The 15,165-nt window shown below is 44.6% G+C and carries 13 protein-coding genes; 4 read left to right on the top strand and 9 right to left on the bottom strand.

Translation table 11 applies throughout. The annotated features are described in order from the left end of the window. Positions 1-229 precede the first annotated feature (229 nt). Complete coding sequence (locus A7D23_RS05180; protein WP_242871502.1) at positions 230-1,069, top strand: hypothetical protein; 840 nt, start codon at positions 230-232, stop codon at positions 1,067-1,069. Positions 1,070-1,288: 219 nt separating this feature from the next. Beyond that, a complete protein-coding gene (locus A7D23_RS05175; protein WP_019225102.1) occupies positions 1,289-4,723 on the top strand; it encodes a pyruvate carboxylase in 3,435 nt (1,144 codons plus the stop codon). A gap of 186 nt (positions 4,724-4,909) precedes the next feature. Here the strand turns inward: A7D23_RS05175 and A7D23_RS05170 are convergent, their stop codons facing one another. The 7 genes from A7D23_RS05170 to A7D23_RS05145 form a co-directional block, all read right to left on the bottom strand. Then, positions 4,910-5,731, bottom strand: a complete 822-nt coding sequence (locus tag A7D23_RS05170) for a methyl-accepting chemotaxis protein (protein WP_025205344.1) — start codon at positions 5,729-5,731, stop codon at positions 4,910-4,912. Between the two features lie 167 nt (positions 5,732-5,898). Then, on the bottom strand, positions 5,899-6,264 hold the full coding sequence (locus A7D23_RS05165) for a hypothetical protein (protein WP_019225099.1): 366 nt from the start codon (positions 6,262-6,264) through the stop codon (positions 5,899-5,901). A 22-nt stretch (positions 6,265-6,286) separates the two neighbouring features. Continuing rightward, positions 6,287-6,451, bottom strand: a complete 165-nt coding sequence (locus tag A7D23_RS16000) for a hypothetical protein (RefSeq protein ID WP_019225098.1) — start codon at positions 6,449-6,451, stop codon at positions 6,287-6,289. Between the two features lie 184 nt (positions 6,452-6,635). After that, positions 6,636-7,067, bottom strand: a complete 432-nt coding sequence (locus A7D23_RS05160) for a hypothetical protein (RefSeq protein ID WP_019225097.1) — start codon at positions 7,065-7,067, stop codon at positions 6,636-6,638. Between the two features lie 10 nt (positions 7,068-7,077). Next, positions 7,078-7,785: a M23 family metallopeptidase gene (locus A7D23_RS05155; protein WP_068883398.1), complete on the bottom strand. Its 708-nt coding sequence runs from the start codon at positions 7,783-7,785 to the stop codon at positions 7,078-7,080. 116 nt (positions 7,786-7,901) lie between these two features. Further along, positions 7,902-8,447, bottom strand: a complete 546-nt coding sequence (locus A7D23_RS05150; RefSeq protein ID WP_068883396.1) for a hypothetical protein — start codon at positions 8,445-8,447, stop codon at positions 7,902-7,904. A 233-nt stretch (positions 8,448-8,680) separates the two neighbouring features. Continuing rightward, positions 8,681-9,220 (bottom strand): hypothetical protein, encoded by a 540-nt coding sequence (locus tag A7D23_RS05145; protein WP_242871501.1) that lies wholly within the window; start codon positions 9,218-9,220, stop codon positions 8,681-8,683. Between the two features lie 185 nt (positions 9,221-9,405). On the opposite strand from A7D23_RS05145, the gene lexA reads away from it, so the two are divergent. Next, complete coding sequence (lexA, locus tag A7D23_RS05140) at positions 9,406-10,032, top strand: transcriptional repressor LexA (RefSeq protein WP_068883394.1); 627 nt, start codon at positions 9,406-9,408, stop codon at positions 10,030-10,032. An 87-nt stretch (positions 10,033-10,119) separates the two neighbouring features. Here lexA and A7D23_RS05135 read toward each other — a convergent pair whose 3' ends face one another. Both A7D23_RS05135 and A7D23_RS05130 read right to left on the bottom strand, forming a co-directional pair. Then, positions 10,120-10,314, bottom strand: coding sequence for a hypothetical protein (locus A7D23_RS05135; protein ID WP_068883392.1), 195 nt, complete (start codon positions 10,312-10,314; stop codon positions 10,120-10,122). Positions 10,315-10,632: 318 nt separating this feature from the next. After that, a complete protein-coding gene (locus A7D23_RS05130; RefSeq protein ID WP_068883390.1) occupies positions 10,633-11,508 on the bottom strand; it encodes a methylenetetrahydrofolate reductase in 876 nt (291 codons plus the stop codon). A 338-nt stretch (positions 11,509-11,846) separates the two neighbouring features. Here A7D23_RS05130 and carB point away from each other — a divergent pair, with 338 nt between their 5' ends. Continuing rightward, the gene (carB, locus tag A7D23_RS05125; RefSeq protein ID WP_068883389.1) at positions 11,847-15,071 is read left to right on the top strand and encodes a carbamoyl-phosphate synthase large subunit; all 3,225 of its coding nucleotides are present in this window, start codon (positions 11,847-11,849) and stop codon (positions 15,069-15,071) included. Positions 15,072-15,165 lie beyond the last annotated feature (94 nt).

Below are 15,165 nucleotides of genomic sequence, written 5' to 3'. Positions count from 1 at the left end.
CTCACTTGTGTAAACAGTTTTTATATATTCCTTTCCATTATTTCAGAACTTTGGCATTAATTCAATAAGTTTCTTAAGAATAAGAAGCAAGAAACTGCAAATAATAACAGAAAAAAGTAACAAAGGAAGTATTTATATGGGATATTTTACAATAAAAAGTAGGAATTGGTCTACAAGATTAATCTGCTTTTTTATCATTTCTTTATTGTTTTTTCCGGGATGCAGCATGATGAATAAAATTACAGGCAAGCAGCCCGAAAAATCCGAAAAGTCCGAAGCAATTCCTAAACAGCTTGAAGACGTCGAGGCATCAATCGAAAAGATCTTCGGCGTATTAAAAGGGCCGTCCCTTGTTTCAGGAGAAGCAAACGGTCAGAGTGAACAAACTCAAACCGGTGAGCAGAATCAAGCAGGCAGCAGTCAGAGCCAAACGAACGGCCAGAATCAAACCGAAGGGGGCAGCCAGCAGAAAGAGCAGTCGGGTAAGAGTTCCTCCGGGCAAACAAATACGAATCAGGTTGCTGATCCGTTCCAGCAGGCAGCACTCGAAATTAACAAACTCCATTATCTATGGAATGAGATTATGCCCGAAATTAATAAAAAAGGCGCTCCCAAAAAACTTACTGAGGATTTTAGCAATTCCCTGAATAATCTTACAGAATCCGTGACGACCAAAGATAAAATGAAAATCATGCTGGCCTTAAACGCCCTATACGCAAAGATTCCAAATGTTTACGCGCTTTATAAAACCAATATTTCTCCCGAAATTAAGAATATCATCTATTTCAGCCGAAGCACCATTTTATTCGCTGAGTCTAAAGACTGGGGAAAAGCATCAGTCGCCATCAAAGAACTTAAATCATCCTGGGCCATGCTGAATAACGCGCTGGAAGGAAAACAGCAGGATGATTCCGGCAAGCTGGACATGTCCATTCTGGAGCTTGAAAAGGTGGTCCAGGAACAAAATACGCAGCTTGTGCAAATTAAAGGGAAAATCACGCTGGCCAATATTGCTGCACTTCAAAAGTCTTTGCAAGAAGCACAGCAAAGCGAAAAGCAAAAGAAATAAACAAAACCCTCATGCTTAAGATCTGACAATTGGCGTATCCGTTTGCGTTGCAAAGAATTTCTGCTATTTTAACAAAATCATATTGGTGAAAACTTGGATTATTTGTACAATTAATTCTGTATTCCGGTATTTTTTTTCTGAAGGACTTTTTACCGCACCCTCAATGCCTTATAATAGTAGGAATAAGATGATTGATTTCAAGACCAAAGGAGATACCAAATGAAAATACAGAATTTTAATAAAGTGCTGGTCGCAAACAGGGGAGAAATTGCGATCAGGGTTTTTCGGGCCTGCAAAGAGCTTGGGATCAGAACCGTTGCTATTTACTCGGAGGAAGACAAATATGCCTTGTTCAGAGCAAAAGCGGATGAATCCTACCTGATTGGTGAGAAAAAGAAACCGATCGAAGTATATTTAAGCATTGGTGAAATTATTAACCTCGCCTTAAAAAAGGGCGTTGACGCCATTCATCCCGGCTATGGCTTCTTATCAGAAAACCCGGAATTCGCGGAAAAGTGTGAGGAAGCCGGTATTGTTTATATCGGACCGTCTGTTCATACACTCGAAAATCTCGGGGATAAAATCAAATCCAAACTGCTGGCTCAAAGCGTAGGCGTTCCTGTCATTCCCGGCGTGGACAAACCGATGACTTCCGTGGACGAAGCTGTGGTCTTTGCCGAGAAATATGGATATCCCGTGATTCTGAAAGCGGCAGCAGGCGGCGGCGGAAGAGGAATGCGCGTCGTCTACAGTGAAAAGGACCTGGAGCGTGAATTTAATAATGCCAGAACAGAGGCTAAGAAGGCTTTTGGTATTGAAGATATTTTCATTGAGAAATACCTAGAAAGACCTAAACACATTGAAGTCCAAATTCTGGCCGACAAGTACGGCAATATCGTTCATCTGTATGAGCGGGACTGCTCCGTGCAGCGCCGCCATCAGAAAATTCTCGAATTCACGCCGGCTTTTTCGATTCCCCAGGAAGTCAGAGATCGCCTGTACCAGGATGCGCTTAAACTTTCCAGAGCTGTCAATTATGTTAATGCAGGCACTGCGGAGTTTCTGGTTGACAAGCATGGCAACCACTATTTTATTGAAATGAATCCCCGGATTCAAGTCGAGCACACAATCACTGAGATGACGACAGGGATCGATATTGTTCAAAGCCAAATTCTGGTCGCTCAGGGCTACCCGCTAAATTCGAAAGAAATCGGAATTTCGTCCCAGGAATCGGTTGTTCCGCGCGGATACTCGATCCAGTGCAGAATTACCACGGAAGATCCGCTCTCAAACTTTATGCCGGATACAGGGAAAATTGACGTATACCGGACGAGTTCCGGTTTCGGCATCCGGCTCGACGGCGGGAATGGCTACACCGGCGCGAACATCTCACCTTACTATGACAGCCTGCTCGTTAAAATTATCTCCTGGGCCAGAACGTTTGAAGGAACCACGCAAAAAGCAATCCGTTCTGTTAAAGAAATGAATGTCAAAGGGGTCAAGACCAACGAAGCCTTCCTTATTAATGTCATGAACCACGAGAAATTCTTAAGCGGAGAATGTGATACCCATTTTATCGATGATACGCCGGAGCTTTTTGACATCAAACCCAAAAAGGATTACGAAACAAAGCTTCTGAAATATATCGGCGAAAAGATTGTCAACGAAGTCAAGAGCACCAAGAAAGACTATAACATCGCCCCAGTGCCAAAGATAGAACTGCCTTCCGAACGTACAGGAATCAGAGACATCCTGCAGCAGCGCGGCGCTGACAGCTTCGTATCCTGGGTCAAAGACCAGAACAAACTACTGCTGACCGACACGACCTTCCGGGACGCGCACCAGTCCCTGCTGGCAACCCGGGTTCGAACCAAGGATCTTGTGTCAATTGCCGAAGCAACTTCCGTCCTGGCCAGTGATCTGTTTTCCATGGAAATGTGGGGCGGAGCCACGTTTGATGTTGCCTACCGCTTTTTACGGGAATCACCCTGGCGCAGGCTGCAAAAACTCAGACAGCTCATCCCAAATATCCCGTTCCAGATGCTGATCCGCGGCGCCAATGCCGTAGGATATACGAACTATCCCGACAACCTGATCCGAGCCTTTATCCAGGAAGCCGCAACGCAAGGTATCGATATCTTCAGGATCTTTGACAGCCTGAACTGGCTGAAAGGTATGGAAGTGGCTTTTGACGAAGTGATGAAGACCGGAAAAATAGCAGAAGTATGTTTATGCTATACCGGGGATATCCTCGATGAAAGCAAAGAAAAATACTCGCTGAACTATTACCTGAAGATGGCGAAGGAAATTGAGAAGATGGGTGCCCATATACTTGGCATCAAAGATATGTCCGGCCTGCTGAAACCCTATGCCGCAACTAAACTGATCAAGGCCCTGAAGCAGGAAATATCCATTCCGATCCACCTGCATACACATGATACCAGCGGAAACGCTGTCGCCACGATTCTGATGGCGGCTGAAGCAGGGGTGGATATCGTTGATGCGGCGCTCAGTCCGATGGCAGGGACTACAAGCCAGCCTTCCATGGATTCAATTATCGCTGCACTCCGCAATACCAAGATGGATCCGGGAATGGACCTCGACGATATCCAAAAGCTCTGTAATTACTGGAGTGAAGCCAGAACGTTCTATGAGCAGTTTGAATCCGGACTGAAATCTGGAACTGCTGAAATATACAAATATGAGATTCCTGGAGGCCAGTATTCCAATCTGAAGCCGCAGGTGGAAAGTTTTGGTCTTGGCCACAAATTTGATGAAGTCAAAGCGATGTATATAGAGGTCAATCAGATCCTCGGTGACATCGTCAAGGTTACCCCTACCTCCAAAGTGGTCGGAGATATGGCCATCTTTATGATCCAGAACGGACTGACCAGAGAAAATCTGCTTGGAAAAGGAAAAAACCTAGCGTTTCCCGATTCGGTCGTCGACTATTTCAAAGGGATGATAGGCCAGCCGGAGGGTGGTTTCCCAGAAGAACTGCAAAAAATTGTTCTGAAAGGTCAGGATCCAATTACCTGCCGGCCCGGTGAAATCCTCGAATCGATTGATTTTGAAAAAATTAATAAGAAACTCCAGGAAGAATACCATATAGAGCCCAATATCCGGAACGCCCTGAGCTATGCACTTTATCCGAAAGTATACAGCGATTACCTCAAATCCCTGGATGAATTCGGGCATCTCTATAACCTGGAAAGCCACGTCTTTTTCTACGGATTGAAAGAAGGCGAGACCAGCGAAATCGAACTTGACGAAGGCAAGACCATGATCTTGAAGCTGGTTGAAGTCCGCGATGTGGATGAAGAAGGCTATAAGACGCTGCTTTTCGAGATCAACGGTAATAGAAGAGAAGTACGGATCTTTGACCGGAACTTTGAAGAAAAAGAAAAGGTCTCCGTCACACTGATGGCAGACCCGAATAATCCAAAGGAAATCGCCTCATCGATCACCGGAATCATCTCCAAAGTGTTTGTCAAAGAAAACGAAAAAATTATCAATAAACAAAGCATGCTGATCATTGAGGCCATGAAAATGGAGACGAATATTATGGCCCCAACGGACGGAGAAATCGAAAGCATTCTAATCAGCGAAGGCCAGCAGGTTAAATCCGGTCAACTGATTATTAAACTCAAGTAAAAGCCATCATTAATAAAATAAACCTTAAGTAATAAGATTCCGTAAGAATTGCGCAGACAAACCTATTTTTGTCTGCCTTTTCTTCATCCAAAAAAGAAAACCCGGCATAACAGAGTCCGAAGAGCGACACAATGTGCCCGCCTCGACATCTGTAATACCAGGTGTTTTTTCAATCATGGTTATTATTTACAGTTTGGCAGCCGTATCTTTAACCGTCTCCGCCAGTTTCCGCAGGTGATCGATCGTGGCTGCATTCTCCTGAGTGGCCGCAGCCTGCTGCTGGGCGATCTGTCCCGATTCTTCAGCTGCATTGGTCATGTCGGTAACCGCCGAAGAAATCGACTCAATAATCTGCCGGACTTCTTCTGCTGCTTTTTTACTGTTTTCGGCTAACTTCCTGATTTCCTGGGCAACTACGCCGAACCCGCGGCCGTGTTCCCCGGCCCGGGCCGATTCAATCGCGGCATTTAAGCCAAGCATATTCGTCTGATTCGAGATGTTTGTAATGGTGTTGATAATGACTTCAGTTTCATCAATTTTCTGATTAGATTCCTGCGCTTTCACGGAGAGGGCTTGACCGACTTCGGCCAGTCTCCCGGCACCCATGGCGACCTCCTCAACCGCTGAGGCAATCTGATCCAGATAATTGGACAGCTGTACAGCTACCTCATTAACATCCTGTTGTTTCTTCCTTCCGGTCGCACATACCACCGTCCCGACAGGACTTCCGTTTTCATCAGGTATCGGTATATTTACTCCGCGAAACAGTGTCCCGGTCCGGACATTAAACACGGTCTTCCTGTTCTCTTTCATACATTTTTCGGTAGCTGTTCCCATAATCTCACTGCCGACTTCAATACCAATATTAAGCTCTTCTCCCTCGGCTACCTGAAGATACTTTTTCCCATCCGTCACGTATAAGGCCATGTCAGGAGGAAGAGCCTTCACAACGTAAGGCAATATGCCGCAGAGTGCCTCAAGTGCATCTTGTCCCTTAAGTAAGACCATTCTATTCCCCCCCTTATTCAAACAATTATTTATACTTTAATTGGATATTCGACGCAATTAAAGCAATTCCTTTTTGTTAAAAAAATAACTTGTATATACTTTTATTTATCAAAATTTTAATAAAAAAATACCCGCTTAAACTTCCTCTGCCTAAGCGGGCTCTTGGTCTAAGCGGGCCGTATTTGAATGTACCAGATAAAAAAGCCTGCAAGCAGGAGGAATACTGTCGTAGCAGTCCATCGAAGAATGGACAGGACTGCTTTCACCGAACCGGCGAGACTTTCAATATCTTTTTCTTTTTTGACACACTCCATCTCCTGCTCTTTGATCCTTTCGTCGTGACTGCTAAGCATCTCTTTGATATCAAAGCTAAACTCCATCAACTGCTCGCACAAACTATCCAGCCGCTTGGATTCCAGCACCGAGGAAGATTCCAGGATCGTCAGCCGTTCATCATGCTTTTTAAGCGTCTCTTCATGCTCTTTCAATCTTTCTTCAAGTCCTTTCTTACTCTTTTCATTTTCAACCGTCATGTCCTTTCCTCCCTTCGTTTTCTTATTGCAACACCTCGCTGACCAAAGCATTATCCTGGTCGTAAGTCAGGAGATAGGTCTTGATTGCCTTGGCGGTCACGCCGTCTTCGTGATAATAAGTATCCGTCCGCAAGGAATAATACGGCGGAGTTCCCCCGGCCCCTCCCTGCCTTCTGGATTGCATCATACCCGCCGTCTCCGGCACTCCGTTTTAGATACTTAAAATAAAAACGCCCTTACAAGGACGTTCCAATTAAGTTGCCAAACTATGTTTGGTGTGATTCTCACTGTACTCAGCATACCCGAAATTTTGCTTCAAAATCGGCAAATAACCGGAAAAAATTCGGAAAACTTTATCCGTTAGAAACCTTTTATCCAGATATGTTATTTGAATTAGATATGTTTTTTGCCTCAGATGATCCTTGATTTTCAAGATTATTTTTCAGATTCTCTTTATCCATGGCCTGCAAAACAGCTTTCTCCTTCGTTGGAGCCACAATATAGTCATGGGCCGCTCCGGCGATCAACGCGACAAGAAAAGCATTAATGATGGCCAGACCAATGTTTTCGGCACTAACCTCTTCCCGAATGACCAGTGTCCAAATGATGATCAGGAAGGAAATCAGGACAGAGGACGGACGCACGATCCAGTCCCCTGACCCGTCTTTGGAAATCCTCTTTCCCAATATTTTCAGGTAATCTTTCAGAAAAGATACAATGACGTAGACAGCGATTACTGTACCACCGAGCGATGAAAGATCCTGCAGGGTAAAAAAAGTCTGGGGCAGCGTAATCGTATCCATAACTTCCTCCTTACTTGCCTTTACAGAGATCAAGCACTTTTTGGCAGGTATCGTAACGGTCCGCACCGATGATATTGATTGATTTTTCTGCTGCTTGATAATTGTTGCCGATCACATAGACTTTTTCTGCACAGTCAATGAACTCTTTCGTTACATTTGCGAGGTAACATACCGGTGCCTTTAAATGATCTGCCAGATAAGCTGCTGCTCTTTCATCCGGGCCCGGATTGCATAAAATAATATTTCGAACCACCATTTTTCCCTCCTCACTTGAATTCTCAGAAACATTTTTTACGGGTCCTTCTTTGTTTACTATCCCCAGAAACACAGCTGGATTAATTTCATTATTGTTTGTCCATGGCGCTCTCCTGACCTCAAAATGAAGATGAGGGCCGGTGGTATTTCCGGTTCTGCCCATCATACCGAGAATGGTTCCTTCATTGAGTGTCTGTCCGCGGGTCACCTTCACGGAGGCAAGATGGGCATAGATCAGATCGTAATTGCCATTCCTGGTTCTTAGGATAACGTAATTTCCCCACCCCGCCGGATCTGCACCCTGACCACCGGCATAGGCTGCCTTAATGACAGCACCCGCAACAGCAGCATATATGGCTCTGTCTTCTGAAATCAGATCAATTCCCTGGTGATAACCTTTACCATATACACTGTTTCTGACACCATAGGGGTAAGATACGCTTGCTGACTTTAAAGGCATCATCCGCTTTCCCACCTTTCCGATAGACCAAAGAAAATAAGACCTGTCCTTTATTAGATAAATATTCATAAAGTCTCAGGTCTTATGCATAATATGTGGCTTGTCTCATTTTTGTGCTATTAGCCGGATTTAACGAGGTGTTTTACCTTCAAATAATCGCTGAGTTTCTGGTTAATATTTTTCCGGCGATATCTTATGGTCTTTTCATCCATATTCAGCGCCAGTCCAATTTGCAAATTACTTTTTCTTTTTAAACCATAATACTGTTCACAAATCATCCGTTCCACAGGATCCAGCAAGTTCAGCGCAAAACCAATTCCCTCAATGGAAGATTCCAGATGCATGATCTCCATTTTTAGCCTAATCTTTTTTTCAAGCAAAATCACAAGCTCCCTTTGCGATTTTTCCATGGAGCGTGTAAATTCCGCATAGGCTTGCGCAGTTGGATCACAGACCAAGCCGCTTCCTCCTCCCGTGACGGGACGATAACTCGAAACTGTTCCTTTCGAAGGAATAAGCTGATTTACATCCAATAATATTCTTCTGATATCTTCGGCATTCTTTTCCACCGCTTCCAAAGCTCTTTTCTTGACCTGCAATTCATCTAATTTCCGGTAATAGCTTCGCAAGGCGGCTTCCATACCTTTCATAGCGGTGTCGTTCATGTTCACCTCTCCTCTCCGGTTGTTCCTGTATGTTCTTTATGGAGAATACTTCCACTGTAACAAGCATACGTTATTTTCAAGGATTAATTCGGCAAAAGCCAGGAAAAAATTCGGAAATCTCTTTGCATGTCTAGCACCTTGTCAACCCTAAAATGATTATATAATGACGACAACGCGGTATTACGAGAAATCTGCCGCCAGGGTATATAAGGTTCAGGGCTGACAGGTACTGGTTATTGATTCACACACAAACAATCCTGCAGGTAAAGATTGAGTTTCTGATTAATTTTTTTCCTTCTGTACCGAATCGTTTTTTCGTCCATCCGAAGTTCTTTGGCAATTTGAAGATTGCTGTGCTCCTTAAGGCCGTAACACTTCTCACATATTGTTCGGTCAACAGGATCAAGTAGACTTAAGGCATAAGTGATCCCTTCAATGGCTGATTCAAGATAGATGATCTGAATCTTCAGTTTGACACCGCGATGCAGCAACGCAGCTAATCTCTTCTCAAATTTTTCTACGGATGAAGTAAATTCATAATAGTTTTGCGCAGACCTGTCGCAAACGTACACACAACCGCCTGAAACAGCCATATATTGCGTAACAATCCCTCTGGAAGGTACCAGTTCATTGACATCCAGCAAAATATTTCTGATCTCATTAGCATTTTTTCTAAGGTTTTTAATAATCGCCTTTTTTACCCACAGTTCATTCAAGCTTCGATAGTAATTTTTCAACATGTTCTCCGTGTCTGTTATCTGTGATTTCTGCAAAACTTCACACCCCTTTTTGCCCGCAACCAAATGTCCTTACGCTTTAATTCAAAGCGTATATTAATTATATTGCTACATTGCGTAGCAGTCAACTTCTATTTTTGGAATTTTATGTTGTTATTTATATTTTGTCCTATTGAATTGCTACTCATTGTAGAGTAGAATATTTTCTTAGAGGTGATGATGTGAGTTTTGGTGAAACTTTAAAATATTTGCGTGGGACGAAGAAAATTACGCAGAACCAGTTGGCCTTACACCTGGAGGTATCGCGTTCAGCTTTGTCTTTATATGAACTTGGTTTAAGAGAACCGGATTATAGATTTCTGCAGAAAGTCTCCGATTTCTTTGGGATCTCTCTGGATAGTCTGCTGGGCAAAAACCCTGCGATGAACGAACTGCCGAATTTTAATAACGGGCATACCATTCCTGATCTTGCTATGGTTCCAATCGTCGGCCGAGTCCCCGCCGGAACCCCGGCCATTCCTTTCGAAGATATTGAAGATTATTTGCCGGTTCCCCGTTCGTTTGTCCGCGAAGATGAATTGGTCTTTGCCTTGAAAATTAAAGGCGATTCGATGATTGATTTAGATATCAATAACGGCGACCTTGTGCTGGTAAGAAAACAGCAAACGGCCCAAAACGGGCAGACAGTAATAGCCAGGATCAACGGGGAAGAAGTGACCTGCAAAAGGTTCTACAAGGTTGATAATAAAATTACGCTGGAACCGGCCAACCCTACCTACCGGGCGTTGGAACCTGATCATGTCGAAATTGTCGGCGTTGTGTTCAAAGTCATCAAAGATATTTTCTAAAAAAGGAAGTAAAGAAGAATAAAAAAGCAAAGACTTCGTTTCATTTAATTTGAAACGAAGTCTTTTGCTTGGGAAATAAGCTGTTAACTATTGATCCATCAGCTTATTTCTAGATAAGTATTTTCTTGCTTCCTTTTTTGTATAGATAATTGCTTCAACAAGCATTTTTTTATTTTCAAAGACTTTTGGTCCTGCTAATATTTCCGGCGTATTGTCATCCTCAGACAGGCAGAGTCTGGCTTTTTCCCCCATGCAGTCAATGACCCAAACTCTTATCTTCATAATGATTTCCTCCTCCTGATGTAAAAGAAGATCACGAAAGGAAATATTAATGGTTTTACTGCCGTGAAGCTATAACTTTTTTATTAATGTCAATTTGTTAAGACAGATCTTCATGTTGAAATTGACTAAAAATTTATATGTTATCTCCTTCCTTTGTATTTGGCTCAAAATCTTAATGAGTAAAAGTAATTATACCATTTACTTCCTGCGAAAATTGTAGAAATACTTGATTATCATAAAAAAATGACCTTAGGATAGTACTTTCGTCCTAAGATCAATCTTCGGAACAGAATAAATAAACCTATTCAAAAATAATACTTACAGCAAGCCCTTCTCTCGCAGGATTTTAACAATACCGGCTGTTGATTCGCTTCTGTCCATCGTGTAGAAATGCAAGCCGCAGGCTCCTTCTTGGAGGAGCTCTTCGCACTGTGCCGCAGCGTATTGAATACCAAATTCCACTAGGGCATCCGCATCACCTTCCGGCAATGCAGCGATTCCTCTTTTCAATTGTTCCGGTATAGTAGCCCCGCAGTTTGCTGCAAGCATTTCCATCATTTTGACACTGTAGACAGGCATCAGGCCGGGAATAACAGGAATAGTAATGCCGCTCTTTTGGCAGCGCTCCATCAAATGATAGAAGTAAATATTGTCATGAAAGAAGTTGGCAATGACAAAATCCGCGCCTTGATCCACCTTATACCTTAAATATTCAATATCCTTTTCCAAACTTGGCGCCTCAAGATGGCCTTCGGGATATCCTGCTACCCCTATACAAAAGTTATAATTCTTTTTGGCAAACGTTACGAGTTCATAAGCGTAGTGAATGGTATCCGCAGGAATTTCCTTCGCTCCGTCTTTTCCCAGGTCTCCACGCAGTGCCAGGATGTTCTCAATCCCAAGGTCCTGGTAAGCATCCAGCACTGCAGCCACTTCGTCCGGCCTTAAACCATAAGCCGCCAGATATGCAACAACTTCGAGCTTTTTCTCCTGCTTCAATTTCTTGACCAGTTCATAAGATCCTTCCCTTGTCGAACCACCTGCCCCGAAGGTGACCGAAACAAAACTCGGATTAAGACCTGCTAAGACACCAAGCGTCTTTTCAAGGATTTCTGCATTTTTTTCCGTCCGTGCGGGAAAATATTCAAAAGACAAGGTTGGCTTGCCGGTTTTGAATAATTCAGATATTTTCATACTTCTCTCCTTATCAATTCTTTTTATCGTTATTGCCGCATCAACCATACTGCGTTAACGTTTAGCTGGTTTCCAGATTATGGACAGCTGCTAGTAATATATTAATTCAGAATGATGATTTCTGCAAGCATATACTCTTATAACAAATACTTTTATGCAGATACTTTTATAGCGATACTTTTGGACATTAACGGCATTTGATTATTATGTATATAGAATACATAATTCTTTATGAAAAGCATCATCTTGTCTTGTTTTTTCTGATAAAATGGCTGTGAGGCTTTTACATAAAAATACACTATTTCAGCTTTATTTTTTATAAAGAAAGGAAATACAACATGCCAAAAAGAACCGACATTAATAAGATCCTGATTATTGGGTCAGGTCCCATTGTGATTGGACAAGCCTGCGAATTTGACTATTCGGGAACCCAGGCCTGTAAAGCGCTTCGCAAACTGGGCTACAAGATTGTACTGGTCAATTCCAATCCTGCCACCATCATGACAGATCCCGGAATTGCTGATGTCACCTATATTGAACCATTAAACCTTGAAAGTCTGACGAAAATCATTGCCAAAGAACGTCCCGATGCCCTGCTGCCAAATTTGGGCGGTCAGTCGGCCTTGAACCTTTCCTCCGAGCTGCACCAGGCAGGCGTCCTTACGAAGTATAACGTTAAGGTCATCGGCGTTCAGCTGGACGCGATTGAACGTGGTGAAGACCGAATTGCTTTCAAAGAAACCATGAACAGGCTCGGCATTGAAATGCCCCTCAGCAAAGCGGCCTACAGCGTAGAAGAGGCTGAAGCGATTGCCCAGGAACTCGGGTATCCGGTGGTTATCCGCCCGGCCTATACCATGGGCGGAACCGGCGGCGGTCTGGTTTACAATGCTGAAGAACTAAACGTAATTGCGAGCCGCGGTATTGCCACAAGCCTGGTCGGTCAGATTCTGGTGGAAGAATCCGTACTTGGCTGGGAAGAACTCGAGCTTGAAGTCATCCGTGATGCCAAAAACCAGATGATCACCGTATGTTTTATTGAAAATATCGATGCGATCGGTGTCCACACCGGCGATTCTTTTTGTTCGGCCCCAATGCTGACGATCAGTCCTGAGCTTCAGGAGCGCCTGCAAAAATATTCTTATTCTGTCGTCGAAGCCATTGAAGTCATTGGCGGCACCAATGTGCAGTTTGCGCATGATCCGAAGACCGGTCGGGTTGTCATCATTGAGATCAACCCGCGTACTTCCCGATCCTCAGCATTGGCCTCCAAAGCAACAGGTTTGCCGATTGCACTGATCTCTTCCATGCTGGCGGCAGGGTTGACCCTGGACGAAATACCGTACTGGAGAGACGGCTCTTTGGATAAATACACACCTTCAGGCGACTACGTCGTTATCAAGTTTGCACGCTGGGCCTTCGAAAAATTTCCCGGTTCGGTGGACAAGCTTGGTACCCAGATGCGCGCGGTCGGCGAAGTCATGAGCATCGGAAAAAATTATAAAGAAGCGCTGCAAAAGTCTATTCGCTCTCTCGAGATCAACCGTTACGGCCTGGGCTTTGCGAAAGATTTCCATCAGCGGTCTCTGGAAGAACTGATGGCCATGCTAACTGAACCGACCAGCGAGCGTCAGTTTATCCTTTACGAAGCGCTGCGCAAAGGCGCAGATATCCATGATCTATACGCTTTGACCTATATCAAGCCTTACTTCCTGCAGCAAATGAGAGAACTTGTGCTGCTGGAAGAAGAAATCTTAAAATACAGCGGCCAAAATCTGCCGGATGAACTACTGACCCAGGCCAAAAAGGACGGCTTTGCAGACCGCTACCTTGCAATGCTCTTAAACTTAAGTGAAGCGGAAATTCGCAAACAGAGAGTTGCCCTGGGGGTAGTGGAAGGTTGGGAAGCTGTTCCGGTAAGCGGCGTTGAAGATGCCTACTATTATTTCTCTACCTATAATGCCCCAGATAAGACCACAAGCAGCAACCAGCCAAAGGTAATGATCCTCGGCGGCGGACCGAACCGCATCGGTCAGGGCATAGAGTTCGACTACTGCTGCGTGCATACCGCCTTTGCGCTGCGTGATCTTGGCTACGAGACCGTCATCGTAAACTGCAATCCCGAAACGGTCTCCACGGACTACGATACCTCCGATAAACTGTATTTTGAACCGCTTACCGTCGAAGATGTCCTGAGCATCTACGAAAAAGAAAAACCGCTCGGCGTAATCGTGCAGTTTGGCGGCCAGACACCACTGAACATTGCAGATGAGCTCAAAAAAGCCGGTGTCAAAATTCTTGGCACAACTCCGGAAACCATCGCGCTGGCTGAAGACCGTGATTTATTCCGTAAGATGATGGAAAAGCTGGATATTCCGATGCCGGAATCCGGAATGGCCGTCAACCTGGAAGAGGCGCTTGTTATCGCTGACCGGATTGGTTATCCTTTGATGGTCCGTCCTTCATTTGTTCTGGGTGGACGCGGTATGGAAGTTGTTCACGACGCAGAGATGCTAAGCCGTTACATGGCAGCTGCGGTAGGCGTGACGCCCGACCGGCCGATTCTGATCGACCGTTTCCTGAGCAACGCGATCGAAGCGGAAGCCGACGCGATCGCGGACGGCAAGGATGCTTTTGTGCCGACCGTCATGGAACATATCGAGCTTGCCGGTATCCACTCAGGGGACTCCGCCTGCATCATCCCGCCGATCAGCATCCCTGAAAGACATCTCGCGACGATTGTGGAATACACAAAAAAAATTGCCCAAGAGATGAACGTTATCGGACTGATGAACATGCAGTATGCGATTGCCGACGACAAGGTTTATGTTCTGGAAGCAAATCCGAGAGCCTCAAGGACTGTACCGCTCGTATCCAAAGTCTGTAATATTTCCATGGCCCGGATCGCGACCGAAATTATGATGGCTGTCAATGACGGCAAGGAAACATCCGTTAAAAACTTGACTTCCAAAACAGTACCTTATTACGGAGTCAAGGAAGCAGTCTTCCCGTTTAATATGTTTACCGAAGTTGACCCTGTGCTCGGACCGGAAATGCGTTCGACCGGTGAAGTGCTCGGCCTAGCCGATTCGTTTGGTTTGGCTTACTACAAAGCGCAGGAAGCAACCAAGTCCCCACTGCCGGAATCAGGTACTGTGCTGATCAGCGTCAATGACGACGATAAGCCCGCAGCGCTCGAGATAGCCAGGAACTTTGCCCAGATCGGCTTTAAGATCATGGCTACGGAAGGGACCCACAAATTCCTACTGGAGAACGGAATCGAAGCTGAAAAAATCAAGAAGCTGTATGAAGGCCGTCCGAACATCGTGGATAGCATCACCAACAAGGAAATCCATCTGGTGATCAATTCGCCATCCGGCAAACGCAGCAAACATGAGGATGCCTATATCCGCAAAGCGGCGATCAAGTATAAGGTCCCGTATATCACTACGATGACCGCTGCAGCGGCAAGCGCCAAAGGCATTGCCGCCTATGACGCGAATGGTGCATCTGGAATTACCTTAAAGTCCCTGCAGGAATATCACGCTGAGATTAAAAGGTAATACAGGTTCCCTGTCAAATATTGAAGTTCCAATAACACCAAATTACTCTCCGTATAATTTCAGAAGTGAAGCAAGTGTATAACAAGAAATCCTC

Origin of the sequence: Dehalobacter sp. TeCB1, from assembly GCF_001707455.1 — a bacterium.
Classification (GTDB): Bacteria; Bacillota; Desulfitobacteriia; order Desulfitobacteriales; family Syntrophobotulaceae; genus Dehalobacter; species Dehalobacter restrictus.
This window is presented reverse-complemented; position numbering and strand designations above follow the sequence as displayed.

Excerpts from the sequence above, each read along its gene's own strand:
- A7D23_RS05150 (WP_068883396.1), bottom strand. The coding sequence starts at position 8,447 with ATGAACGACACCGCTATGAAAGGTATGGAAGCCGCCTTGCGAAGCTAT.
- A7D23_RS05135 (WP_068883392.1), bottom strand. The coding sequence starts at position 10,314 with ATGAAGATAAGAGTTTGGGTCATTGACTGCATGGGGGAAAAAGCCAGA.
- A7D23_RS05160 (WP_019225097.1), bottom strand. The coding sequence starts at position 7,067 with ATGGATACGATTACGCTGCCCCAGACTTTTTTTACCCTGCAGGATCTT.
- A7D23_RS05180 (WP_242871502.1), top strand. The coding sequence starts at position 230 with ATGAATAAAATTACAGGCAAGCAGCCCGAAAAATCCGAAAAGTCCGAA.
- A7D23_RS05130 (WP_068883390.1), bottom strand. The coding sequence starts at position 11,508 with ATGAAAATATCTGAATTATTCAAAACCGGCAAGCCAACCTTGTCTTTT.
- A7D23_RS05170 (WP_025205344.1), bottom strand. The coding sequence starts at position 5,731 with ATGGTCTTACTTAAGGGACAAGATGCACTTGAGGCACTCTGCGGCATA.
- A7D23_RS16000 (WP_019225098.1), bottom strand. The coding sequence starts at position 6,451 with ATGATGCAATCCAGAAGGCAGGGAGGGGCCGGGGGAACTCCGCCGTAT.
- A7D23_RS05175 (WP_019225102.1), top strand. The coding sequence starts at position 1,289 with ATGAAAATACAGAATTTTAATAAAGTGCTGGTCGCAAACAGGGGAGAA.
- A7D23_RS05155 (WP_068883398.1), bottom strand. The coding sequence starts at position 7,785 with ATGATGCCTTTAAAGTCAGCAAGCGTATCTTACCCCTATGGTGTCAGA.
- carB (WP_068883389.1), top strand. The coding sequence starts at position 11,847 with ATGCCAAAAAGAACCGACATTAATAAGATCCTGATTATTGGGTCAGGT.
- A7D23_RS05165 (WP_019225099.1), bottom strand. The coding sequence starts at position 6,264 with ATGACGGTTGAAAATGAAAAGAGTAAGAAAGGACTTGAAGAAAGATTG.